The following is a 25,190-nucleotide window of genomic DNA, read 5'->3' as shown; positions in this document are numbered from 1 at the left end:
AGTTTTTGAGCAACAGCTTGCCGGATCTTCCAAGGCAGCTACTTTTAGATGCGATCGTTTTTTAGTCTAAACTCCAGCAATTAAAGTCTATTTTGTTTAAACAGAAACGACCAGCTTTAGTAAAAGCTGGTCTGCACAAATAGTTAAATCCGTTGTTTGTTGTTCTCACAGTGTTTTTATCACAGTGAGGAAACCCAAATTGCACGTTTCTTTGCAGCGGGTTCTAAGAAACATATCATCTGTCTTAAGTGGTACTTTTGCAATAAAATTTATTTTTTTGTAATAAAACTTTACATTAGAAGCTGATTTTTGGGTTTGTAGTGAGGACTTCAGTCCTCGGATGTTGATGAGGACTGAAGTCCTCACTACGAACCTATTTTAGTCGGGTTGTTCGATCGCACATCATATCATGCCGGGGCTTGCTGCGGTCTACCCCAGACAATCCGCTCTTGCTTGTACACAACCATACCAGGCTTCGCACCCTTCGGCTTGTAGACATATTTCGGTTCGGTATAAACCACGGGGACTTGTTCGCTGTGGCGGGCGCGACTGTAGTATGCAGTCATGTCAGCCGCAAATTGTAAATCGGTTTCTTCAGCAACTGTACCGGGTGTCAGACGCAGCAAGGCGTGACTTCCGGGAATCTCTAGGGTGTGAAACCACAAGTCGTAGTCGTTGGCTGTGCGAAAGGTGAGTTGGTCGTTTTGGCGGTTGTTGCGCCCGATTAATAATTCAAAGCCGCTGGGGGTTTGGTAGCGGTGAAATTCGATCGCAGCATTTTTGTCACTGCCACGGTAATCTGATACAACTAGATATTTTTGCTGGATCAGTTCTTCACGGATTTCGGCGAGGGTTTGCAAATCTTGGGTGTTGCGGTAGGTTTCCAATACCGAAAGTGCAGCTTCGACTTGTTCTAAATAGTCGATTTCTTCTTGTACGGCGGCTAACAAAGGTTCTACTGCAATGCGGGCTCTTTTCAGTTTTTGGTGCTTTTTGTAGATTGCTTGAGCGTTTTGAACTGCGTTTTTTTCCACGTTTAACGGAATGATTACTGGTTTTTCAGTTTCAAAGTCTGGGAGGGAAATTGATTTCATTCCGGGTTCCCAATGCTGCAAGTTTGCCATCAGCAAGTCGGCTTGGGATTTGTGGGTGTCTGCGCCTGCGGATTGCTGCAATCGTTCTTTAAATGTGTTGGCTTTGAGGCGCAGTTTTGCGAGGACGTTGTTGAGTTTTTGGGTAAGCTGATGTCGCAGTTGGGCGAATACTTGTTGGTTGATTTCACCGGTGTAGTAACTGTTGAGTATTTCTTGGACGGAACAGTTCGGCAGCGGATTTTGTGGGGGATGTAACGGATTGGGGGAGTTAGATTCGTTTTCGGGATTTGTCTCTTTTTCGTCTGGTGTTGGCCAGTCGATGACGCTGTAGCCTTCGGGGGTAAAACTTGCGTGAAATTTGGAGTTTTCTAGACATTGCAGCCAGTATAGCCAGCGCTGGAATAGTTGCTGCCATTCCTGGGGATTGAGGCTGTCGGTGGATTGTTCGGGGTCGAGATTTGCCGATCGAATCATGGACACAACTAAGACCTTACTCAACCCTCGGTAATTCTTCAACAGATTGGTCTTTAATTGCCCAGGAACCAGGCTAATTCGTTCTTGCCAGCGATCGAGAGATTCGCTCAAACTCGGCACTGCATCGGTCAAAGACGGGGGCAATTCGTAGGGTTGCCCGGTTTGGATGGGGCGGACGCTGGACTGTTTGGCGCTGACTTGGTGGGCGCAGGTGACAACCAGATTATCTTCGGCGGTGAGGATGACATTGCTGTATTTGCCCATGATTTCGGCGTAGAGATGCCAGAGGGCTGGTTCGCCCGGACGTTTGGCGAATTGCAAGTCGATGACTCTTTCCCAAGGGGAGACGGGGGCGATGGAAACTAAGGCTAAACCGCTGAGTTGGTGGCGCAGTTGTTCGCTGAAGGTGAAGGTGTCGGGAATTCGGGGCGGGGAGTCGCCGACGCAGATGCGGGCTGCTGTTGGATGGGATGAAATGTCTATCCAGCCGCGTTGATTCATGGTGCGGAGGGCTAGGGACACTGTAAATCGATCGCGCTGGTAGACTTGTTCTAAGCGCGCTGGCAGCCATTTGGCTCGCAGTTCGCTGCAAGTGGCGGTTAAAGTTGTAAAGTCTACGGGTTGCACGGTGGCCTCTTTTGCGATCGATCGAAGTATGTATTTCTATACTGACAGATATTGGTCGTATTTAACCAATATTATCAAAGTTTTGAAACCCGATTTGAAAAGATGTATCAGAGGCAGGCATCTTGCCTACCCACAATCAATCTCTCTCTTTCTTGTGGAACAGGCCAGAAAGCCTGTTGCCTATTAGAGGCAGGCATCTTGCCTACCCCACAATCACTCTCTCTTCTCTCTTCTTGTGGAACAGGCATCTTGCCTGTTCCTAAATATTTTGCATCAACCCTAGGAAATTCCTGTTATTATTAGTTAAATGGAAAACATATCAATTCTAGAACAAGCCGCTAAATCGAATACTAAACCATCTGCCGCCACCGTAGTCGCAGCGCTATTAGAAGCTGAGAAAAACGCGAAAAAAAATAAAATTCGCTATTCTTTCAAGCAGTTAACCGGCAATTGGCGCTTGTGCTTTATCACCGGCACGAAAAAGAGTAGACAAAAAGCGGGAATTGTGTTAGGCGCGGGACGTTACATCCCTGAATGGGTGGCGAAAATTCAAATTGCTTACTCGGTAGAACCTGTTGCTGAAGGCGAAATGCCTAGTGAAATGGGCAAAGTGGAGAATTCGGTGCTCGTAGGTGCGATCGAGCTAACTCTTTCCGGGCCGACTAAGTTTTTGGTTAATCAGAATATTTTAGCTTTTGATTTTACCAGAATTACGGTGAAATTGTTGGGTAAAACCCTGTATCAAGGATTTATTCGGGGTGGTGAATCGCGGGAGGCGGAGTTTTTTAGTTTGAGTGTGGGGAAGCAGGCTTTTTTTGCATATTTTCTGGTAGAAAGTGGGATAATTGCGGCTAGGGGAAGGGGCGGCGGATTGGCTTTGTGGGGGAGAGTTTGACCTGTAACTCATCAACTGGTTTTGTTGGCTGCTTTGATATTCTCCAAAATTGTAGCTTCCAGGGTGCGATCGCGATCGGACAGTGCTGGAGGTGTATTATTTTGACACTCCCCTGGCTAAAGCCGAGGGGATTCTTGATTCAACGAATTGACTTGCCAAGCCAGGATTTCTCCACAATTAGTAGAGGTCATTTCTCCACAAGCGTTATGGGTTTCACCCCAAGTTCCGGTATGCCCTACCGTACTTAATCCTCGACTTAGGATGTTTTTTGCTGCATTATGATCGCGGTCTAAAACACATCCACATTTACAGGCGTGAGTTCGTGTTGACAGACTTTTTTTGACAACAGTTCCACAACTAGAGCATTCTTGAGTCGTCCCCTGTGGTGGAACGGCAATCATAATTCTTCCGAATACTTTGCCAAAATATTCCATCCAAACTCGGAATTGATACCAAGAAGCATCATTAATTGATTTCGCTAAACAGTGATTCTTCACCATATTTTTAATTCTCAAATTTTCGTAAGCTACACAATCGTTAGATTGGATTACGTACCGTGCTAATTTCACAGCATGGTCTTTGCGTTGCCTACTTATTCTGAGGTAATGTCTCCCTAGAATCACTCTAGCTTTTCCTCTATTCTTAGAACCTTTGACGCGCTTTGAAACTCGTCTTTGGGCTTTATTCAATCTACGTTCTGCCTTGCGGAGGAATCGTGGATTCTCAACTGCGATACCATTAGAGTCGGTGTAAAATTCTTTGAGTCCGACATCTAATCCAGTGGCTTTTCCAGTTGTTTCAATCGCTTCGGAGCGGTCAACCTGAATACAGAATTGGACGTAATACCCATCTGCACGCTTTACTAACCGTACTCGTTTGATTTGAGTAGGCTGGTAGAAATGTAGATCGCGTGTCCCTTTTAACTTCAGTTTACCAATTTCTTTTTTGTCCGTGAAAGTAATTGATTTCCGATCAGGCGCCAATTTCCATCCCGATGTCTTGTATTCAACGGAACGGTTGTTTTTCTGGAACTGCGGAAATCCCTTTTTCCCAGGAATCTTCTTTTTGCAGTTGTCGTAGAATCGGGAAATTGCTGACCACGCCCTTTCCGCGCTTGATTGTCGAGCCATACTGTTCAGTTCGTCACAAAACGGAAACTCTTTTGCTAAAATAGCGCTATACTTATTGAGGTCAAATTTATTGACTTTTTCGTTATCCATCCAAAAGCGTAAAGCTTTGTTGCGAATGAACTGTACCGTCCTAATCGCTTCGTTCACACCATCAAATTGCTGTTGCTTTCCGTAAGCTTTGAATTCAAAAACTAGCATGACTTCGACCTCATCACGATACTCTTAGTATAACAAAATCAGACTAATATTGATATGTTATTGTTGCATTTATTCATGAAAAGAGGTTGCTTAGTTTAAGATAGAAAAAAAGCCGTCCTTCTAGGACGGGGTTTTAAACCCAATTTCTTGATAAGCTGCTGGGCCGTTAATCGTAGCATCTGCTTCGCCAATGAATTCGTCCAGGACAAATAGGTACACCAATCTAGTCTGGTTTCGGTACTGGTTTCGGTTTGAACGAGCGATCGCCTTTTACTATTCCTCCCGCTAGACTGATTTTTTTACTACTATTATTTTAACCCAATACGGTTCAGTAAACAATTGTCCGAAGAGAGGAACGAAGCAATCGCAGTGTCTATTTTTCACATCGTTTTATTGACCGGATGGTCTTAACCCAAGCTTATTGTATTTTAGCCCTAAAAGTGCAGCGACAGCGACAGGTTTCAACCTATCGCTGTCGCTACAAAAAACCAATTCTCCTAATGATTACTGACTATTGACAACCGACAACTGACAACTGTCAACTGTCAACTGACAACTGTCAACTGACTAATCAGCAAAGCTGTGGGAAAATAACCAAGAGCATCACCAATTGCCAGCGTACCGTTACTTTCTACCACCTGATTAGTAATCGCATCTTTCCAAACCGACGGCATTTGCTCCGACAATACCAGATGAGTATCTTTCCAGACTTGTTTGCCGATCGGCATTTCTTCCGATTTGACAACTCCCGTTAAAAACCGAGGAGCGATCGCAATAACTGTCGTATCTCCAAAGCTTCTGGAAAAGGCAACAACATTATCCTTAAACGTGCCAACTACCTCCAAAGGTCGATAGTCGCCTGATTTAAAGACTTCCAAGTATTTTTTTCTAGCTTCTAGCAATCTTGCCGTCAAAAACAACTTAATTCTAGCATCTTCCCGCGTCGCAATCAAATCTTCAACCAGTGCCAAAATATCCGTCTGAGCTTGCTGTTTGATTTCCCGCAAAACCTTGATTCTGCGGTCAAAATCTACCGGACGGCGGTTATCTGGATCGACGTGGCTTAAATCCCAGAATTCCGTGCCTTGGTAAATGTCTGGAACTCCGGGTGCCGTGATTTTTAGCAGCGTTTGAGATAAAGAATTGAAAATGCCGTAATGAGCTACTTTTTCCCAGAAAGGTAGAAATTTTTTGAGGAATTGATTTTGTTCCGAAGGTTCGAGAATGCTATCAATAAAGGTCATAAACCCAGTTTCGTAGTCATTGTCAGGTCTCAGCCAAGCCGTATAAACTTTGGCTTCGCGCACGGCTTTGATCGCATAATCTTTGAGGCGATCGACATAATCAGTGTTTTCAATTCCCTCAAACGGAAAACTGCCGAGCAAAGTTTGGTACAAGAAGTATTCGTCATTAGTATCGGGAACCATTCGATTCACAAAATTGACTTTCTTAGAAGAGTTTAGCTCTCTCCAAGACCTGACTTGCTGTTCCCATTCCTCAGGAATTTCTGAGAGTACATTAATTCGGGCTCGCACATCTTCCCCGCGTTTGGTATCGTGGGTAGCCGTAGCGTTCATTTTGTGCGGCCAAGCTGCTTGCTGCTGCTTGTTGAACTCATGAAAATCCGCCAGAGAAACACCGAACTGACTGGGGTTTCCTCCGACTTCGTTGAGGGATAAAAGTCGATAATAGACGTATAATAGCGTGTCTTCAACGCCTTTAGCCATCAACGGGCCTGTCAACTGCTGGAGTTTCATCACAAAGTGCCGGCGCTGCTCTTTTTGTTCGGTTGTCAGGGTTTCTTCTGCTTCCAGCAACAGCACCGTTTCGATAAATTTCAGTTCTTTGAGGAGTCGTGGCACTTGCTCTTTGGCGTGGGCGATCGCATATTTGACGTAAGTGCGATCGGACTCTCGCAAACCCTCTTGATTTATGTAAGTTCGGTACACTGGAAAAATCGTCAAAACTGCTGACAGCGCTTTTTCCAAACCCGGACGAGTAAAGTCATTTCCCTGTCGGGATTGACCGGAAATATTCTTTAAAAGTTGAGCCAGATTGTCTACATCTCCCGCCAAATTCTTCTCAACAATTAGCCCTTTTTTATCTAAAAATAACTGTTCATAGGGAACATTCAGTCGAGTAAATCTCTGATAGATTTCAGTAAATTGCTGTTCGCGATCGCACCGACAAAAAACGCCGTTTACGTAATTTAAAAAATCGTAGCCACTCGTTCCCTCAATTGGCCAATATGACGGTAAATCTTCTTTATGTTCCAGAATTTTTTCAACAGTAATATAAGTGTCTCCGGTTCTCTCCCGGAGCCGTTTCAAATATTCTGTGGGGTCGTAAAGTCCGTCGATATGGTCGATTCTCAATCCGGTAAACTTGCCCTGTTCCACCATGTCGAAGATCAGAGCATGATTTTTGTGAAAAACTTTAATCTCTTCAACTTTTACCGAAATTAGTTCGTTAACCGTAAAAAATCTTCGGTAGTTGATTTCTTCGGCCCCAACTTTCCAGAAAGCTAGACGATAAAACTGCTCGGAAAGCAACTCATCTAGCAAATTAAAGCTTTCAGGATTGCCCTTTTTTCCGTTGAAAAAATTGATATTTTCATCGATAAATTCCTGCACAATGGGATTTTGGTTGTACAGTTCCCACAGTAGTCCTTTGACAAAAGCTATCTGATCATATCTTTCTTTGCCTTTAGTTTCTGAAGGTGTATTTTTAATCAGATAAAAAATCCCCAGAAACTTGATAAAATCTGGATGACGCCTGCCTAATTCCCTGCCTAAATGCCCCAAATTATGACTGATAAAATTAGCATAAGATTCAATTTTTACTGGCAGTTTTAAGCTGTAGTAATTGATAGTCAGCCCAATTTCGCTGTATTTCAGTTGAATCTCGCTATTTTCCAGACACTCTCCATAAAAATTGCCCAGCAACGGAGCCAGCACTCGACCTCTGAGATGTTCGTAAGCGTGATTCCATTCAATATCGAAGTAGTCGAAATAGTCGGAATCTGGGCCGTGTTCCAATACATCTAACAGCAACAAGTTTTGAGTGTCGTAGGCCATGTGGTTCGGAACAATATCTTGCAGCCATCCCATGTTGCGTTGATTGATTTCGTATGTGAGGGCTTCAAAATTTTCTGAGGTTCCCAATTCGGGATTGATTTGATTTGAGTCAACCACATCGTATCCGTGACTGCTGCCTTTTCTGGCTTTAAATATTGGTGAGGCGTAAAGGTCGGTAATTCCTAATTCTTCCAGATAGCTCAGGATTTGTTTGGCGGCTTCAAAGTTAAAACCTGCATGAAATTGAATCCGATAAGTTGTTGTGGGAATTCTCAGCACTGTTAATTTTACTCCTGATTGATTGGTTGCTCGGTTTTTTTGTTTACTATTAGAAATAGTTGGTTCGGTAGAACGGCAGCGCCCAGTGTCAACAATCGCCTAAAAACATTTATATCTCTCGCTTATAGGCTAGTCTAGATCCCCCTAAATCCCCCTTAAAAAGGGGGACTTTGAGGAGTCTCTTGTCCCCCCCTTCTTAAGGGGGTTAGGGGGGATCGCGAAGACTAGGAAATCAAACAGTAGGCTGATACTAAATTTGAGCTGGTTGTTGACACTAATAAGCAGCGAAACCGAATCTACTATTTCTATCTTAATTCGTAGAGTGCGAAACTCTGTGGTTTAACAGTCAACTCTTGCTCAGAGTTGATCTTTTCAGGCAAGCTAGAACCTGAACCCATCCATTTTAGATCAGCAGAGTCTAAAATTTTGTGACCATTGCCTTGGGGAAGTGCAGCCGTAAAAGCCACTTCTTGGCTGTTGAAGTTTAGAATGCAGAATATCTGGCTGTCATCTGTCCATCGACGGAGAAACAAGATTTTTTCGGCTTCAATGCTGGAGACTTCTAGATTGTTTTTATCGAGTTTTTTCAGGGCGGGAATTGTCCGCCGCAGTTGAATCAAATTTTGATGCCATTCCCAGAGGATTTTGTGTTTTCCTGCTGTTTGTTTTTCCCAATTTAATTTGCACTTGTGGAAGCTGTCAGGACTCTGGGGGTCTTGAAATTCGCCTCGACCTTCAAAAGCTTTAAATTCTTGTTGTTTGTCTTTGCGGATAGCTTCAATTAAGTCAGGGTCTGAGTGAGAAACAAAGTACAGAAACGGCGCTGTTTCTCCGTATTCTTCTCCCATGAACAGGAAGGGAATGTAGGGAGAAATTAACACCGTGCCGGCTGCGAGTTTCAGTGCTTCAAAGTCAACTATTTGCGAGAGTCTGTCTCCCAAAATGCGGTTGCCGATTTGGTCGTGGGTTTGGGAAAATACCAAAAATTTATCGCCCGGTTCATCTTTGACTGAATTGCCGTGTTTTCGCTTTCTGTGGGGGGCGTACTGACCGGAGTAAACAAAGCTTTCTTTGAAGGCTTTTTCGAGGTGTTCACACTTGCCGAAGTCTTGGTAATATCGGTCATTTTCTCCCGTAAGTAATGTGTGCAGTGCGTGGTGAAAATCATCGCACCATTGAGCATCTAATCCGAAGCCTCCGAGTTCTTTAGGACGTACTGTGCGGACATCGTTTAAGTCACTTTCTGCGATTAAGTAAAGTTTCCTTCCGAGTTCGTGGGAAATCTCGGCTGTGGCATCGGAGAGTTCTTGCAAAAATGGTCTGGCACCGACTTCAAATATTGCTTGAATTGCATCTAATCTCAGGGCATCAATGTGATAGTCTCGAAACCAGTAGAGGGCGTTTTCAATAAAGTAGTTGCGCACGCCGTCGCTGTATGCGTCGTCAAAGTTGAGGGGGTCTCCCCAAATTGATCCGTATTTTGAGGTAAAGTAGGGGCCGAAGTCGCGGAGGTAGTTTCCTTCGGGGCCGAGGTGGTTGTAAACTACATCAAGAATTACTGAGATGCCGTGTTCGTGGCAGGCGTTGATGAGTTTTTTGAAGCCTTCGGGGCCGCCGTAGGAGTTTTGGACGGCGTAGGGATATACGCCGTCGTATCCCCAGTTTCGATCGCCGGGAAATTGGGCAACTGGCATGATTTCTATGGCGTTGATTCCCAATTCTGTGAGTTGTTTGAGTTGGGGAATTATTGCTTCAAATGTTCCGGCTTGGGTGAATGTACCGACGTGCAATTCATAAATTATTGTGTCAGCGAGCGGCACGCCTTGCCAATTTTTATCAGTCCAAGTAAAGTCGTTTTCATCTATTACTTGGGATGGGGAATGTACGCCTTGGGGTTGATATTTTGAGGCTGGGTCTGGTCGGTCGGTTTTTCCTTCGAGTTGGTAGGTGTAAAGGGTTTCTGGTTGGATGTCTGTAGCTGTGGTTTGCCAGTAACCTTCTACGGATTGTTGCATTGGTATCAGGCGTTTGTTTGGGGAAACAATTTGGAGGGCTATTTGTTTGAGGGTGGGCGCCCAAACTGTAAATTCACATTGGTTGTTGCCGAGGTAGTTGGCTCCTATCTTCACTTTGAGTTGTTCTCCTTATTAAAATAGGTTGGTTGTCCGATCGCCCTTTGGGCGCTATCAAAGGCTGTGTTGTTAAGGTGCAGCGCCTGTGTAGAGGGTAATATTACTTTAAATAATAAACAACTAACTTTAGACAGAGCAACGGTTAGAATTGTCGCTGGGGCAAAAGTAGCGGTTGGTTATCTCTAAATTAGACCATGAATCTGGATCGGGGCGATCGCCAATCTTGACCACCTACAATAGTTGATATTTCTTGTTTATATAATGTCTAAAATATATCTAAAGGTAGATCACAAATCAGCGTGAGCGTGTAGTTTATGGCTATTACTTTTGGACGGGAAATCTGCTGCAATCTGGACTCGGCGGAGTCTCGCGAGTGGTTAGTCACCAACGGGATCGGCGGTTACGCTAGCGGGACGATCGCAAATCTCCTCACTCGCCGCTATCACGGCCTACTGGTAGCTGCCCTCAAACCCCCGCTGGGACGCACTTTGATGCTCGCTAAGCTGGACGAGACGGCTGTGTATGCCGATCGCGCCTATCCGCTTTATACCAACCGCTGGGCCGATAGTACGATCGAACCCCACGGCTACAACTGCATCGAAAGCTTCCACCTCGAAGGCACGACGCCTGTTTGGAGGTTTGCCCTCGCCGACGCTATCCTCGAAAAACGGATTTGGATGCAGCAAGGTGCTAACACAACATATATTCAATACCGCTTGCACCGCGCCTCACAACCGATCGCCCTCGCTGTCAAAGCCCTAGTCAACTACCGCGATTACCACCACATCACCAGCGCCGACGACTGGCCGATAAGGCTAGAAACCTTGACACGGGGGGTTTGCGTGACTGCTTTTGAGGGAGCATCGCCACTTTATTTGCTGACAGATGCCACAACAGAAGCTAAATTTCGAGTCTCTACGAATTTATACAATTGGTACTACGGATTTTACTTGGCAGCAGAAAGGCAGCGCGGATTGGACTACTGTGAGGATCACTTGCACGCAGCGACTTTTCACATGGCGATCGCACCGGGGCAGTCTCTGACATTGATCGCCAGTACCGAGAAAAATCCCCAGTCATTCCGTGTCAAACACCCGTCTATTGCTCAAGAGGGGGAGAGGGGGAGAGGGGGAGAGGGGGAGAGGGAGAAATTAACGACTAACATTCAGGGGGGAGTAAACTCGGCTTTGGTGTTAAACGGCGATGCAGCTTTAGAAACGCGCCGCGCGGGCGATCGAGCATTGCTGCAAAAGTGGTCAAAAGTGAGTGAATCTCCCGACTGGATCAATCACTTAGTGCTAGCAGCCGACCAATTTATCGTCAACCGCCCGCAGCCCCAGGAACCAGAGGGCAAAACGATCATCGCCGGATATCCCTGGTTTAGCGACTGGGGACGCGATACCACGATCGCCCTACCCGGCCTCACAATCTGTACCGGGCGATGGGATATTGCGCGATCGATTTTACGGACTTTTGGGCGGTATGTCGATCGGGGAATGCTGCCGAACCGCTTCCCGGATGCGGGCGGCGCACCGGAATATAACACCGCAGACGCGACGCTATGGTACTTTGAGGCAATTCGCGCTTACTACGACTGCACCGGCGACGATGAACTTTTGACCGAACTTTGGCCGACACTATGTGAGATTGTAGACTGGCACGTACAGGGAACTCGGTATAACATCCGCGTCGATCCTGACGACGGTTTAGTGTACGCGGGGGAAACTGGCGTGCAATTGACTTGGATGGATGCGAAAATCGGCGATTGGGTGGTCACGCCTAGGATTGGTAAGCCGATCGAACTCAGCGCGCTTTGGTACAATGCTGTACAAGCTATGGCAAGTTTTGCTCGAAAATTGGGCAAGTCTCACAATGAATATCAGCAGTTGGGCGATCGCACCGCCGCCGGATTCCCTCGCTTCTGGAACGACTCAACCAGTTACTGCTACGACGTTCTGGACGGCCCCGACGGACATGATAGCTCCCTGCGCCCCAATCAAATATTCGCCGTTTCCCTGCCCCTGGACTCGATTTATCCGCACTCCGCCAACTCCTTGTCAGCGGGGACGCGCCAGGAAACCCGCTATACACCGTTACTCACGCCCATCCAGCAGCGCGCAGTAGTGGACGGCTGCGCTGAGGGGCTTCTCACTTCCCACGGCCTCCGCAGTCTCTCGCCGCAACACCCGCAGTACCGCGGCACCTATGGAGGCGACCAATTGCAGCGCGACAGCGCCTATCACCAGGGCACAGCTTGGGGCTGGCTGATTGGCCCGTTTGTCTTGGCGCACTTGCACGTATACAAAGACCCAGCACAAGCTCGCGAATTCCTCGCACCGATGGCACATCATATAATGGCCAGCGGAGTTGGCAGTTTGGGCGAAATTTTTGAGGGCGACGCCCCACACTCGCCACGGGGCTGCACGGCTCAAGCTTGGACTGTGGCTGAGGTGCTGCGGGCTTGGTTGGCAATTAATACTATGGGTGTTTAAATGGGGAATGCGATCTTTAGTTCAATAAGAAGTTTATGGCATTATTATTAGCGGGTGACATTGGCGGAACTAAAACTATTTTGCGATTGGTAGAAAGAACTGCTGATGGTGAAATGAATGCTCTTTATGAGTGTCGCTATCCGAGCGGAGAATTTCCAGATTTAGTGCCGATTGTGCAGCGGTTTTTGACGGAATCTGCCGCTAAATTGGAGTTGGCGCCGCAGCCTGAAAAAGCTTGTTTTGCGATCGCCGGGCCGGTAGTCAACAACACCGCCAAACTGACTAATTTGCCTTGGGTGCTGGAAGCTCATCGTCTGAAACAAGAATTAGGCATATCCCGCGTCAGTTTGATTAATGATTTTGTGGCGGTTGGCTACGGTGTGTGTGGTTTGGAGGCTAAAGATTTGCACACTTTGCAAGTAGGAAAACCCCGCCAACACGATCCAATTGCTGTTATTGGTGCGGGTACTGGTTTGGGCAATTGTTTTGCAATTCCTGAAGCAAATGGTATCAGGGTTTTTTCTTCGGAAGGGGGACACGCTGACTTTGCTCCTCGCTCGCAGTTGGAGTTTGATTTGCTGAAATATTTGTTAGCAAAACATGACATTCAAAGAATATCGATCGAGCGTGTAGTTTCGGGACAGGGGATTGTTTCAATTTACCAGTTTTTGCGGGACAGAAAGTTTGCTCCTGAATCAGCCGAGGTGGGAGAAATGATTAGAAAATGGGAGTCCGAAATTGGTAAAAGCGAGAAAACTATCGATCCAGGGGCGACAATTGCGCAGGCTGCACTCCAAAAGTGCGATCGGCTTTCGGAACAAACAATGCAAATGTTTGTAGAAGCTTACGGTGCGGTGGCGGGAAATATGGCTGTGTCACTTCTACCTTATGGCGGTTTGTACGTAGCCGGCGGCATCGCTGCAAAGATTTTGCCACTGATTCTAGAAGGGGGTTTTATGCGAGCTTTTACTCACAAAGGTCGGATGGATTCGCTGTTAGAAATGATGCCAGTTCAGGTAGTTTTGAATGACAATGTAGGGTTAATTGGAGCCGCAGTTTGTGCGGCCAGTTTGTAGGAAATTGTAAATATTTGTGGCACAGGCTAGGAGGGCCTGTGCCACAAATGGAGCTTATCTCATCTTCAAAATCTTCTCTACCGCACCTTCAGATATCGGCATCACCGATAACCGATTACCTTTTCTGACAACCAAAATCTCATCAGCACTAAACTTTTCTTTCAGTTCATCCAAAGATATTAATTTAGCGAATTCCTCGACAAACTCGACTTTCACAGTTTGCCAGCGAGGTGCATCAAACGCTGATTTAGCATCATAATATTCGCTATTTATATCAAACTGACTTGGGTCAGCGATATTAGCTTCAATCACACGCATCAATCCCACAATTCCCGGTATTTTAGTATTGGAATGGTAGAAAAGCACTAAATCTCCAATACTCATTTCTCTCATAAAATTGCGGGCTTGATAGTTGCGAACACCATCCCAAATCGAAAATTTATCTGATTTCAAATCGACAATACTATAAACATCCGGTTCCGACTTCATTAGCCAATAATTCATAAAAATTATTCCCCTTGGTTCTCCAAATATCCTTGAATATTATCTAAACACTGCTGCATCGCTTTCTGCATAAAAACCTGCACTAACAATAATCCAACCGGATAGAATAGCGGAGAAGTCAGCATAAAATAAAACTCCCAATCAATCCGAGTACCTTTTGGCGTAGCAGTGAACTTCCAATCTCCACCACCAGACTCAATCAGTAAAGAAATCGGAAACTTAAACCCTCTAACCAGTCGGTAGGTTTGTCTTTCTGGCTTTTTGAAAGTAATTATTTCTTCATCAATCACCGACCCATCGGAATGTTTGATCCGCCGCACACCGCCTTCACGCATCTGTCCACCATCAGCCATTTCAGCTTGATTAATTGCTGGAATTAGACCAAATCCACGAAAGGATTTTGGCACATTTGATAGTGATGCCACAAAATCAAAGACCACTTCCGGTGATGCAGAAACTTCTACTAATGCGTTGGCTTTAACTAACATTTATCCCTCAAATTATTGGTAACATTAATCAAGTGCAGATTTCTAATTATATAATACTTATGCACGAGTATTCAGTTGACTTTGATACCCATAAAAATTCGTACTGGTTGACTTTTTTAATGCTTTTTGACGCACCATAAAAGATGAGCTAGTGCGCAATGCGCACCCTATAAACTACGATATTTTAGGTGTTTGAGAGACTTTTATTCAGACTCAGCAAGAACCTTGACAGGGCTGGGTGCGCACTGCGCACCCTACTTTACCATTTTAGTATCAACGGTTTGATTCCCCTACTCTTTAACAGTCAACTGTCAACTGTCAACTGTCAAATGCTATAAAATATCTTTCCGCTTCTGCAACCACAGAGTCAACATCAAATACACGAAAATATGCACGCACAAAATCCCCCAGTTCAAACCCAAATTCTCCCAAGTTGGATCGTAAACAGGAGTAGGCACAAACGGCTGAGGAAGTGTGCTTCCGTCCGGCAATGTAGTAGGTTCGGGAACCAGCGAATTCACATTAACTAAAGAGCCGTAAGCACCCACAGACCAGCGGCTTAACATCAACCAAGAAAATTTGCTCGCCACACCTTCCATCTTAAACAATACTCCAGAAAAAATAATCTGAGGTAGCAATATTAGAGGTAAAGCGCTGTTAGCTTGAGAGCCATTTTTTACAATCGCAGAAACCAGCAATCCGAGACTTATGCAGCTCATTAAGGTCAAAAATGTGGTAATAGCTGCTCCCACTGGCCAGGAAATCAAACTCGGTTCTGGGGATTTAAAAGCAATCAGAATAACTCCTACCATCAACAGCGTTTGCAAGACTGCTAAGCCGGAAAGTATGAAAAATTTTGAACCCAAATAAGCAAATAATCCTAAATTTACTAAACGTTCGCGCAAATAAATAGCAGATTCCTTGACAATTTCTTGCAGCGAAGTTGCCAGTCCCACCCAAATAGCCGCGCAGGTAAATACAAACAAAACTCGCATCGCTAAAGGTGCTAAAGTTGCCTCCGGCGCGCCAATTAACGGGTCTTTATCTCTGACCGCAAGCCGCAGCAAACTAATCCCGATCGGAGCCGTTAAAAGAGCTAAACTCAAGTTAACTAAGTCGCGGGAAATAAGCTGAAAATAGCGCTGGGCGAGCAGAACGAGTTGTTTGATAAAAGATACAGAGTTTGGCTTGGGAGGTGCTTGTTTTTTTCCTGCGTTGCCGCTGCTGAAGTGGTTGACAATGTAGCGCTGATAGTATGGAGATTTATTGAACTTTTCTGCCCAGCTTTGAACATTAGTTTCTCCTGTTTCTAATTCGTTGTAAATGTCGGCAAAATCGTCGGTTTTGATATCGAAAAAATCTAGCGATTCTGTGGGTGGGCCGAAGTAACAAAGCCGTCCGCCACGCCCCATAAACACAATACGATCACACATCGTGATATTTGCCGTCGCGTGAGTCACCAGAATCACCGTCCGGCCTTGACTCGCCAACTTGCGTAGCAGTTGCATCATCTTCTTGTCCAAACCCGGATCGAGCCCAGAAGTCGGTTCGTCTAAAAAGAAAAGTTTCGGATCTGCTAACAGTTCAACTCCGATGCTGACCCGTTTTCGCTGTCCGCCGCTAAGTTCTTTGACAAAAGCAGTGCGGCGGTGAGTCATTTCAATATCTTCTAAAGTTTTTGCGACTACTTGCTGAACATCTGTATCGGGAGGTAAGCGCAATTTAGCTGCATAACTCAAGACTTCTTCTACTGTCAAATCTGCGTGAATAATATCATCTTGAGGCACGTAACCAATTTGATTACGATAAATATTGAAGTTTTCGCGCAGATTATCACCATTGAGAAACACAGCGCCCTGAGTAGTTTTCTCGATACCTAAAAGCGTCCGCATTAAAGTAGATTTTCCCGCACCGCTACCGCCGACTAAAGCCACAAACTGCCCCGGTTCGATCGCCAAAGTGATATGATCCAAACGCTTCGGAATCACCAAACTGTCAGCATCCAGACGAATTTGATTGCCTCGGTCTTGCATTTCTAACATACCGCTGCGGTAAGTTAGAGTAAACGGGCCGATCCGAATCGCATCTCCCTCGGCCAACTGTACAGAATTTGTGATTCGCTGACCGTTCACAAAAACGCCGTTAACACTGTGATCGCGTAAAATATAATTGCCGCGACTGTCAGCATCGATTGTCGCGTGTCGTCTAGAAACCAGTGGCGCATCTAATTGCAGCGAAGCATTTGGATCGCGACCCAACAAAACCGATCGATTGCTGAGAGGAATTGACTGTTTGCTGGCGGGAAAGATTTGATTCGCCAGCGGATTAAAATAAGTCACCAAAACTTGATTTTTGGGATCGAGACCGATGTTAATTTCTGTACCGTTTTTCAGACAATAACCGTCGTTGGGAGTGATGCGAGTGCGATCGACAAATAAGCCATTAGTGCTCGGTCGCTGCCCGTCACCGTCGTAAATCCAGTAATTATCCCCAATTTGGCGCAACACAGCGTGAACGCCGGAAACTGCCCGCCACGGTTCGGGAAGCACTAAATCAGCACGAGTGCGATCGCGCCCCAATACGTGCTGCGACTGTTTTAACTCTAACTGTATGCTTTTATCTTGACACGTTAATACTAAATAAGGACGATCGCTGACAGCAGTCGGTTGTCCTATTTTACCTATCATATTTAAATTGCGTTTTTTACACTCACGTTTGTCAGCATATCAAAACTCAGGCAACAATTAACTTATTTATTTTAAAACTTCTGGAGTTTTTCTAAATATCTAGTGCCCATTGCGAACCTTAAACTTGTATTACCAATTACCAATTACCAATTACCGAATTTCCAATAGTTTAGCTGTGGCATTGACAACAATTTGAGCGGAACCGGCGAAAAAAGGTCGATCGATATTTGCGAGTGTATCCGTAGACTGGTGATAGTGGGGCGATCGCAAATTTGCAGTATCCGTCACCAACACAGCATCAACTCCTTTATACCAGAACGGCGCGTGATCGCTGCGCAAAACATCAGGAGTCAGCACCCCTTTCAGTGGCACCGGCAACGTCATCACAGGCGGTAAATCTGCTTTTGGCGACTCCGCAAAAGTACCCAACAACAGCGGATGTTCCGCATCCCCAATCACAGCGATAAACTCGCCCTTACCGGGAGAAGTCACCCCCGCTGCATCTAGAAAAGGTTGCGGTGTCAATCCTTCGGGATATTGCTGACACCCCGGCGTGTGGCAGGCATAACCGATCATATCCAGGACGATCGCACCCTGCAAATTTTTTAACCGTGCCGCGCTACCCGCGAATGCTAAACTACCTAAAAGCCCGATTTCTTCCCGGTCGAAAAATGCCACTTGCAATGTCCGAGAAGTCGCACGATCACCCAGCAATCTTGCGACTTCTAAAACTGCTGCAACTCCCGTCGCATTGTCGTCAGCGCCGGGGGACTTGGTTACAGTATCATAGTGTGCAGCAACGAGAATTGCCCCAGCCTTTGAGTCACTACCTTTTCTTTCGGCGAAAACGTTGATTCCGCGATCGAACGGCTGCAATTCTGGGGAAAATCCGAAAGTTTTCAGTTGTTGCGAAATGTAGTCTCTCGTGAAAGTGCGATCGCGTTCTGCCACCCGTTCTCCTGCTAAAATCTCGACGTGTTTCCACAACCGGGATGCGTCAACTTTTGGCAGATTGACTGTATTGTTTTCAGCCATCAGCGGCGAGGGAGACGGGTTTTGAGAAATGTTGATTTTGCGATCGATCCAAACTTCCGGTACAGCCGACAATCGCTGCCATGAGTCAGAACCCCAACCCACAGCCGCCACCGCAACCAGAATAAATAGCGCTATCCAAATCAATTGTTTCATCAGTAAGTCTATTTGAAATTTTAGACTGTTAGATTTTAGATTTTACCTTGACATCAGAGTTAAAAAAAATTAACTCAGAAACCCGGTTTCTTTTTATATTTCTTGTCACTCAACGTAAAACTGGTAGAAACCGGGTTTCTAGCCACCAATGCGCAAGCCATGAAACTGCCGAAGTGATCACCTAAAAAATTAGGTAAAAACCTTTATAGCGGTTCTCAAAAAAGTCAGGTATGCCCACGGAAGCCTATGCCCTATGCCGTTCGCGTACCTGATCTTTCTGAGAAAGGCTATAAATGTCGCCGTCGAAGGTGTCACACTTATTTGCCAACTCAACGGCGACATTCAACCCCACTGATTTACCTCCAAAATTCATCATTTACAACTATTTTTTATCCCACTCAATCTCCTTATTGGCCAATATCAACCCGCTGCTGCTACCCGCAGCATAAGGAATAGTTGTTGCAGAAAATTCAACAATTTGAGTTGGTTGTTGAAACCACTCGGAATAACTGGGATTGAGTTCGTCATACAAGGCTTTCAAAGCTTGGATCTCTGCTTCTAGTTGCGCTGCTGCTTGATTGATTCTGCGAGCTTGTGCTTGCAAGCGCTTTTCTCCGGTTTGAACGTGGTTTTCTACTTCTTGCCAGTGCTGTCCGGCCAGCAATTTGTCTAGTTCGTCTTGTTTGTAATTGAGTACCGCCTGTTTTGCTTGCAGTTGCTTTTCAATAATTTGAGTTTCTCGGTCAATTTCCTGGATTTGCTGCAACCACTGCTCCCCAAAGGCAGCATTTTGCTGGTGGAATTCGGCAAGTCCCTCAGGAGTATTATTCTTGGGAAAACTGACTGTCACTCGGCACTCTGAGCGCTGTACGCAAAGTTTTGCCCGCGACTCTTGCAGGGTGGCAACTTCTGCTTGTAGCGCGTGGACTTCTGTTTGGAGTTCTGGGATCGTCTGACTCATTGGTTCAATTCGTAGATCTCTGCATCGATTTTAAGCTAATTGTTTATTTTTCTAACAAATTTCCGCCACCTCTCGGCGGCGATTCTCTAATTTTAGCGCGATCCCAGCCGATGTCTAGGCATAATGGCGGATAATTTGTGGCACAATGGCTGATCACACATTTTAAATTAAGATTAAAATTATAATTAGTTACGAGCCTAAATTCTTATTTTTGAGATATTCAATTTACAAAGACCACATAAATTCCGGTGCTATTTTTCATATCATTCCTCAATATATGCTCAAAATCTTCATATTTATTGAGACATGAAGGCATCTATTTAAACTTAGAAACTGGAGCAAATAAAGATTACGTACTAATTGATTTTTGCATCTTTAAATGCTGCTATTTTTGGTGTTAAATATTGCATTAATTCAATAAAATTGCCTGCAAGTGCAGGGGATGATCGCTCAAATCTATCAGTGGCAGCGTCCAATCGCCCGCAGCAGCGACAACCTGTATCGGTTGCCCTTCCACAGCGGCAAACGCAGTTCTCAAAACCTCGTGCCGCTCGATAATTTTCTCAATACTTTGCCTGAGTATTTCTGCATTGAGCTGTCCTGTAATCCGAACTGCACCGCAGAGGTTATAAAGGGGGTTTCCAGGTTCCAATTGGTCAAAGAACCATAAGCGCTCTTCAGCAAAAGACAGGGAAAGATGGCGTGAGCGAGAAACTGGCCCAATGACGACTGCTTTGGTATTTCCTGTCAGTTGCTCTAGAATTTGCACTGCCAGTCGAGCAATGCTCCTATCCTCAAACAAATCGGCAACCGATACAGTAACGCCCAAGTCACTCTCTATTTAATTTTTTAACTCAAAAATTCTTAAAGAATCTAGTCCAAAGCTACTAAGCGGTTGATCAATAATATTTTGCGTTTTCCCCCTGGCACTGAAGTGGATTGAAGATTCATCTTCAGTCGCCTTTAGCCGACTTTGGCTATTAGCCGGGGAATGAATTCCCCGGCGATTTACCTGCTGCCAAAGGTAAGCCTCAAGAAGCGACTGCCGTTCTGCTAACTCGGCTGTTAGCAGATTTTCTCGCGTGAAGTGATTCTCTATTTCAACAAAATCAGATATCTCTAAAACGCTACTGGCGACAACTTCCAAATTGTCAGCTATAAAGTCAGCATAGGCGGCGCGACGTTAAATTTTACCGCTGGTCGTTTTCGGAATGCTTCCCGGCTTAATCAGCACTACTCCATAGGCTTGCACTTCATATTCTTGAGCAATGCTGGAGCGGATGCGCTGATAATTTCTTCAGCATCATTCGGCGCTTTGCGAGCTTCTAATTCTTGCACGATAATCAGTTGTTCTTCGCCATCAGCTTCTACCGAGAATGCTGCGATCGCCCCCTGCCGCAAACTGGGATGGCTGCGATCTGCCGTTCTTTCTATATCTTGGGGGTAAAAATTGCGACCTCGGATGATAATCAAATCTTTGAGTCGCCCTGTAACAAACAGTTCTCCGTCGCGTAAAAAGCCTAAATCTCCGGTTCGCAAAAATGGCCCTTCGCTGGTATCTGAAAGATATGCTTGAAAGGTTTTTTCTGTCTCTTCAGGGCGATTCCAATAGCCTCGCGCCACTGTTTCGCCAGCTACCCAAATTTCTCCGACTTCGTGCGGCTGGCATTGCGTTAGAGATTCGGGATTGACGATCGCACGCTTTGGCGTACAAACATCCAAAAAAGGCGGCGAGATAGTCCAATCCTGGCGGGAAAAGCAGTAACACTCGTTCGCCAGTGAGCCCCAAGGCCTGAAGCCGCGCGGCGTGCGATCGGGCGATCGCATCTAACTCTCGATAAGTCAAACTGGCGGTTTCAGTTTTGCCGTCTAACAGAAATGTATATTTCTGCTCAGGTTGGTGTAACGCTCTGTTTTGTAGGAGTTCTACTAAATTGGTACAACTTTCGGTGAGTTGGTTTCCCTTAATGCTTTCGTCACTCATCGATTCTTTTTTACCTATAAATCTTGTTTGCAGTACGCCAACCAGTTCCGCCAAATTCTCTCCACATAGACGTTTTGTGAACAGTTTTCGGGCGTTACGAGTTTCCTATCAGCGCGTTTGAGTCTTCAATCCGGGTATTAGCGCTGCTTTTCACGTTTGGTTGTCGATCGGGCTATTCGGCAATGGCTCCGGGGCGATTTCAGTCCGAGCCAGCTTTGATATCAGCTTCAGGGGCTTTACGGCTATCGACTTTAAGCATAGTAGGCTAGATGATATTTATTGTCAAGAGTTCTTCAGATAATTTTTTGACTCCTATCGTTTCCTATATGACAATTTTTTTAACTATTGCCATAGCATCTTAGGCGATCGTTTGTCTACCCCTGACAAGCAACCATAATAGGCAAGTGCTGCCTAACTAGATAGAGGGGTGACACCCCCTATCTTAAAATGCAATAAGTTTTCATTAGTTAACTCTTGACAGATGCAAGTGCTCTGTTATCTAATTAAGGGACTTTCTCATTAAGCATCCAGCGACTGCTTCCTCTAACCGAGGAACGCCCCACTGTGGCAACTCGCCCAGAGGCTCCACCCGATTGAGTCACGCGCCCTCAAGCACTTCCTGCCAGACAAAGGCTGCTAGCGACGGGAAAATCCGATCGAACTGCGCCGGACAACTGGGCCGGATCTTCGGCTGGTTAGTTTCACTCCTGCCCAGAAGAGCAGCAACCCTGCCACAAATCCTGTTGTGTAAGCAACGCAAACCACATATCCGAAGTTCTATCAATTATTGATTCAAGAGTAATGAAAAGATCGCAGCTATTATTAAGCAGCCTTGGGCTGGCAGGAATCGTGTCGGCGTTAGTCGCTGGGCCGACGTGCGCTTCCAACATCGCGCAGGTGACAGCAGTTCGCCTCAACCCCACGTCAGAAGGCATTGAAATCATCCTAGACACTGAAGATGGAAGACCCCTACAAGTCTTCAGCACCAGCTTTGGCGAAACTTTACAAGTTGACGTGATCACCGCTCAACTGCGATTATCGGGGGGAAATGAGTTTCGTCAAGACAAACCGGCTGCGGGAATTGCTTATGTCACCGTTACTCCTTTAGATAACAACAGCATCCGAATCAAAGTCATTGGCGAAAGGGGTCAACCAGTGGCACGGGTGATTCCTAATGCTGCGGGTCTGATTCTCAGCTTAAAACCCACCTCGGAGATGACTTCTCGCCCGCCTGCACCGGCTCCTACAACACAGCGGCCGGGGAGACCCGGAGAACCCGCAGCACCGACAGGACAGCAGGTAGAGATACCCGCAGAACCTTTCCCACCGACAGCGCAGCCACCAGGGATACCCGGAGAACCCTTACCACCGACAGCGCAGCCACCAGGAACGCCCGGAGAACCCTTACCGCCGACAGCGCAGCCACCAGGGACACCCGGAGAACCCGCAGCACCTACAGCGCAGCCGCCAGGAACACCCGGAGAACCTTTGCCGCCGACAGCGCAGCCACCAGGAACACCGACACAGCCACCCGCTATAACGCCACAGGTGGGGAGAGACGCGATTGAAATCGTCGTCACTGCAACGCGAACCGCAGAAAGAGTGACAAACGTGCCGCGCTCTATAACGGTCATAGACTCAGAAGAACTTCAGCAGCAGGTAGGGGCATCGAGAAATATCGGGGAAGCCCTGGCAAATCAAGTTCCTGGTTTCGCGCCCCCGACTCAACTTAGTAGCACTTATGGACAAACTTTGCGGGGTCGCGACGTTTCCGTTCTGATTGACGGCGTGCCACAAACGACGAATCTTCAATCTTTTGGCAGAGAATTTAGAAACATCGATCCCAGCGCGATCGAACGCATTGAAGTAGTGCGGGGGTCTACCGCAATCTACGGCGCTCAGGCTACAGGTGGCGTGATTAATATTATTACTCGTCGGCCAACGGAGGAAAGGCTAACTGCTGTTACTGAAGTGGGCGTCAATAGCGCTTTAACAAACACAGAAGATGCTCTGGGCTTTAACGCTCAGCAGACGATTTCTGGCCGAAGTGGCAATTTCGATTTCACCGGCACTGTCTCTCTCGCCAGAAGTGGAGCTTTTTACGATGCCGGGGGCGATCGTATTCCCTTTTTTGAACTCGGCGGAGATAGCAGCACCCTCTTCAACGTGATGGGCAAAATCGGGGTAGATTTGGACACCCAACAGCGGCTGCAACTAACTGTCAATCACTATCGGGAAACCCAAGACCCCAATGTGATCCAAGACTTTAGCGTTGACGACCAGGAAGGACGACAAAAAGCCCGCGCCATCCGAACCGGAAATTTGGATATCGACGGGGAAACAGCGGGAAATAAAAGTACACAGATCAACCTAAGTTACACCAACCAAAACCTTTTTGGCAGCAGCCTTCAAAGTCAAATTTACTATCGAACGAATTCCAATGTAGGTGTTCCTTCAGATTACCGCACGTCCGATTTCTTTGGGCCATTTCTCGGCGTTACTCGTTCGCGAGCCGAGAACGAACAGATAGGAGGTAGATTGGCGATCACCACTCCTTTATCCCGCGCCGAAAATCTTCGATTAACTTGGGGTTCTGACTATGTTACTGAAGATAGCAGACAGCGTTTCGACTTGTACGACCCGGAGAGATTTGACACAAGTGGTGGCCGGGTTTACCGGAAAATCTCCGAGCGTCCTTTTGTGCCTGCTTACACTTACAACAGCCTTGGCCTTTTCGGTCAATTGGAATGGAATATTGACGATATCGTCATTTTAAGTGGCGGGATACGTCACGAACGCATCGGGTTAAACGTCAATGATTATACCACTTTTAACGATCGCCAGATCCAAGGAGGCGATCGCAAATTTAACGCCACCCTATTTAATACAGGGGCTGTCTATAAAATTAATGACACCTTCAACGTATTTGGCAACTTTTCTCAAGGTTTCTCAGTTCCAGATTTCGGCCGCATCCTCCGCCAACCGCCCGACGATTTTGTCGGAATTGAATCTTCCTTAAAAGTAACTCAACCGCAAAAAGTCAACAACTACGAAATTGGCATTCGAGGGGGGTGGCAATCCGTGCAAATGTCGCTTGCCGCTTTCTACAATACCTCCGATCTAGGAGTGAATTTTCAACCAGTTGGCAACACAGGTCGCCTGGAACTAATCCGCGCCCCAGAACGCATTTACGGCTTAGAAGGGACTGTGGATTGGCAACCTGCACCAGCATGGTCGCTCGGCGGTACTGCTACTTATATTCAAGGCGAATATGAGGAAGATAACCGTTACATCGCCCTCGATAGCAGCCGAATTCCACCGCTCAAGCTAACAGCTTATCTCCAAAACGAAACTTTGCAAGGATGGAACAATCGCTTACAATTCTTATATTCTGGAAATCGCGATATAGCCTTCAAAGACGGTTCAGATGGCGGCCCGATTAGCAGCTATCTCACAGTGGATTACATCAGCACAATTCAACTGGGAAAAGGGCTGCTACAAGTCAAAGTCGAGAATTTATTGAATAATCAATATTTTCCCGTGCTGTCGCAATACTTAGCTGGATTTGGCTCGGACAGCTCTAATTATGCAGGCAGAGGTTTGACTCTCAGTGTTAATTACCGCCTTAACTGGTAATTACAACAGATTGCAGGTTTATGAGGTAGTTTACTATCCCCCGTAGGGACACTCCAAGAACCCAAGGCGTTTCAATTTAAGCTGTTAGTCTGCCAGTCCTCGCACCCGCTAGTCCGCCAGGGAATGAATTCCCCCTCTTATAGCTAAAGTCCTCTTATATCAATTTTTTATGAGGCTGCATAGAATCCGATCCAATACTTCTCGGTTAAGCCCTATCGTCAAGTAAACTGGTGTTGATTCGTGGATCAGCGAGGGTAAAATTGATGGC

At 46.2% G+C, this 25,190-nt stretch carries 16 protein-coding genes; 4 read left to right on the top strand and 12 right to left on the bottom strand.

Annotation, left to right across the window (positions count from 1 at the left end; translation table 11 throughout):
* Positions 1-407: 407 nt before the first annotated feature.
* Complete coding sequence (locus QUB66_RS27515; protein WP_332970447.1) at positions 408-2,195, bottom strand: Rqc2 family fibronectin-binding protein; 1,788 nt, start codon at positions 2,193-2,195, stop codon at positions 408-410.
* Positions 2,196-2,502: 307 nt separating this feature from the next.
* Between QUB66_RS27515 and QUB66_RS27510 the strand changes: the two genes are divergently transcribed.
* A complete protein-coding gene (locus QUB66_RS27510) occupies positions 2,503-3,090 on the top strand; it encodes a hypothetical protein (protein ID WP_265234454.1) in 588 nt (195 codons plus the stop codon).
* 116 nt (positions 3,091-3,206) lie between these two features.
* Here the strand turns inward: QUB66_RS27510 and QUB66_RS27505 are convergent, their stop codons facing one another.
* The 3 genes from QUB66_RS27505 to treZ all read right to left on the bottom strand — a co-directional run bounded on the left by QUB66_RS27505 (position 3,207) and on the right by treZ (position 9,903).
* A complete protein-coding gene (locus QUB66_RS27505) occupies positions 3,207-4,418 on the bottom strand; it encodes an RNA-guided endonuclease InsQ/TnpB family protein (protein WP_332970449.1) in 1,212 nt (403 codons plus the stop codon).
* A gap of 545 nt (positions 4,419-4,963) precedes the next feature.
* Complete coding sequence (treY, locus tag QUB66_RS27500) at positions 4,964-7,771, bottom strand: malto-oligosyltrehalose synthase (RefSeq protein WP_332970459.1); 2,808 nt, start codon at positions 7,769-7,771, stop codon at positions 4,964-4,966.
* A 308-nt stretch (positions 7,772-8,079) separates the two neighbouring features.
* Positions 8,080-9,903, bottom strand: a complete 1,824-nt coding sequence (treZ, locus tag QUB66_RS27495) for a malto-oligosyltrehalose trehalohydrolase (protein WP_265234456.1) — start codon at positions 9,901-9,903, stop codon at positions 8,080-8,082.
* A 317-nt stretch (positions 9,904-10,220) separates the two neighbouring features.
* On the opposite strand from treZ, the gene QUB66_RS27490 reads away from it, so the two are divergent.
* Complete coding sequence (locus QUB66_RS27490; RefSeq protein ID WP_332970450.1) at positions 10,221-12,398, top strand: amylo-alpha-1,6-glucosidase; 2,178 nt, start codon at positions 10,221-10,223, stop codon at positions 12,396-12,398.
* 35 nt (positions 12,399-12,433) lie between these two features.
* Positions 12,434-13,474 (top strand): glucokinase, encoded by a 1,041-nt coding sequence (locus tag QUB66_RS27485; RefSeq protein ID WP_332970451.1) that lies wholly within the window; start codon positions 12,434-12,436, stop codon positions 13,472-13,474.
* Positions 13,475-13,528: 54 nt separating this feature from the next.
* Here the strand turns inward: QUB66_RS27485 and QUB66_RS27480 are convergent, their stop codons facing one another.
* The 8 genes from QUB66_RS27480 to QUB66_RS27445 form a co-directional block, all read right to left on the bottom strand.
* Positions 13,529-13,978 (bottom strand): EVE domain-containing protein, encoded by a 450-nt coding sequence (locus QUB66_RS27480; protein WP_332970452.1) that lies wholly within the window; start codon positions 13,976-13,978, stop codon positions 13,529-13,531.
* Positions 13,979-13,983: 5 nt separating this feature from the next.
* Positions 13,984-14,466 (bottom strand): SRPBCC family protein, encoded by a 483-nt coding sequence (locus QUB66_RS27475; protein WP_332970453.1) that lies wholly within the window; start codon positions 14,464-14,466, stop codon positions 13,984-13,986.
* A 332-nt stretch (positions 14,467-14,798) separates the two neighbouring features.
* Positions 14,799-17,153, bottom strand: a complete 2,355-nt coding sequence (locus tag QUB66_RS27470; RefSeq protein ID WP_332970454.1) for an FHA domain-containing protein — start codon at positions 17,151-17,153, stop codon at positions 14,799-14,801.
* Between the two features lie 150 nt (positions 17,154-17,303).
* Complete coding sequence (locus tag QUB66_RS27465) at positions 17,304-18,341, bottom strand: M20/M25/M40 family metallo-hydrolase (protein ID WP_332970455.1); 1,038 nt, start codon at positions 18,339-18,341, stop codon at positions 17,304-17,306.
* A 382-nt stretch (positions 18,342-18,723) separates the two neighbouring features.
* Positions 18,724-19,302 (bottom strand): hypothetical protein, encoded by a 579-nt coding sequence (locus tag QUB66_RS27460; RefSeq protein WP_265234810.1) that lies wholly within the window; start codon positions 19,300-19,302, stop codon positions 18,724-18,726.
* A 409-nt stretch (positions 19,303-19,711) separates the two neighbouring features.
* Positions 19,712-20,131: a condensation domain-containing protein gene (locus tag QUB66_RS27455; protein ID WP_265234809.1), complete on the bottom strand. Its 420-nt coding sequence runs from the start codon at positions 20,129-20,131 to the stop codon at positions 19,712-19,714.
* A gap of 404 nt (positions 20,132-20,535) precedes the next feature.
* Positions 20,536-20,925, bottom strand: coding sequence for a hypothetical protein (locus tag QUB66_RS27450; RefSeq protein ID WP_332970456.1), 390 nt, complete (start codon positions 20,923-20,925; stop codon positions 20,536-20,538).
* Positions 20,897-21,286 (bottom strand): AMP-binding protein, encoded by a 390-nt coding sequence (locus QUB66_RS27445; protein WP_332970457.1) that lies wholly within the window; start codon positions 21,284-21,286, stop codon positions 20,897-20,899. Before QUB66_RS27445 ends, QUB66_RS27450 begins: the two co-directional genes overlap by 29 nt.
* Before the next feature lie 801 nt (positions 21,287-22,087).
* Between QUB66_RS27445 and QUB66_RS27440 the strand changes: the two genes are divergently transcribed.
* Positions 22,088-24,922, top strand: a complete 2,835-nt coding sequence (locus tag QUB66_RS27440; protein ID WP_332970458.1) for a TonB-dependent receptor domain-containing protein — start codon at positions 22,088-22,090, stop codon at positions 24,920-24,922.
* Positions 24,923-25,190 lie beyond the last annotated feature (268 nt).

The sequence above is a fragment of the Microcoleus sp. A2-C3 genome (genome assembly GCF_036706065.1).
In the GTDB taxonomy this organism is placed as follows: domain Bacteria; phylum Cyanobacteriota; class Cyanobacteriia; order Cyanobacteriales; family Microcoleaceae; genus Microcoleus.
The sequence above is the reverse complement of the archived record's forward strand: the minus strand, read 5'-3'. Positions and strand labels throughout refer to the sequence as shown.

Coding starts and splice junctions, on each gene's coding strand:
- QUB66_RS27510 (WP_265234454.1), top strand. CDS start 2,503: ATGGAAAACATATCAATTCTAGAACAAGCCGCTAAATCGAATACTAAA.
- QUB66_RS27505 (WP_332970449.1), bottom strand. CDS start 4,418: ATGCTAGTTTTTGAATTCAAAGCTTACGGAAAGCAACAGCAATTTGAT.
- QUB66_RS27490 (WP_332970450.1), top strand. CDS start 10,221: ATGGCTATTACTTTTGGACGGGAAATCTGCTGCAATCTGGACTCGGCG.
- QUB66_RS27485 (WP_332970451.1), top strand. CDS start 12,434: ATGGCATTATTATTAGCGGGTGACATTGGCGGAACTAAAACTATTTTG.
- QUB66_RS27480 (WP_332970452.1), bottom strand. CDS start 13,978: ATGAATTATTGGCTAATGAAGTCGGAACCGGATGTTTATAGTATTGTC.
- QUB66_RS27475 (WP_332970453.1), bottom strand. CDS start 14,466: ATGTTAGTTAAAGCCAACGCATTAGTAGAAGTTTCTGCATCACCGGAA.
- QUB66_RS27470 (WP_332970454.1), bottom strand. CDS start 17,153: ATGATAGGTAAAATAGGACAACCGACTGCTGTCAGCGATCGTCCTTAT.
- QUB66_RS27465 (WP_332970455.1), bottom strand. CDS start 18,341: ATGAAACAATTGATTTGGATAGCGCTATTTATTCTGGTTGCGGTGGCG.
- QUB66_RS27460 (WP_265234810.1), bottom strand. CDS start 19,302: ATGAGTCAGACGATCCCAGAACTCCAAACAGAAGTCCACGCGCTACAA.
- QUB66_RS27445 (WP_332970457.1), bottom strand. CDS start 21,286: ATGAGTGACGAAAGCATTAAGGGAAACCAACTCACCGAAAGTTGTACC.
- QUB66_RS27440 (WP_332970458.1), top strand. CDS start 22,088: ATGAAAAGATCGCAGCTATTATTAAGCAGCCTTGGGCTGGCAGGAATC.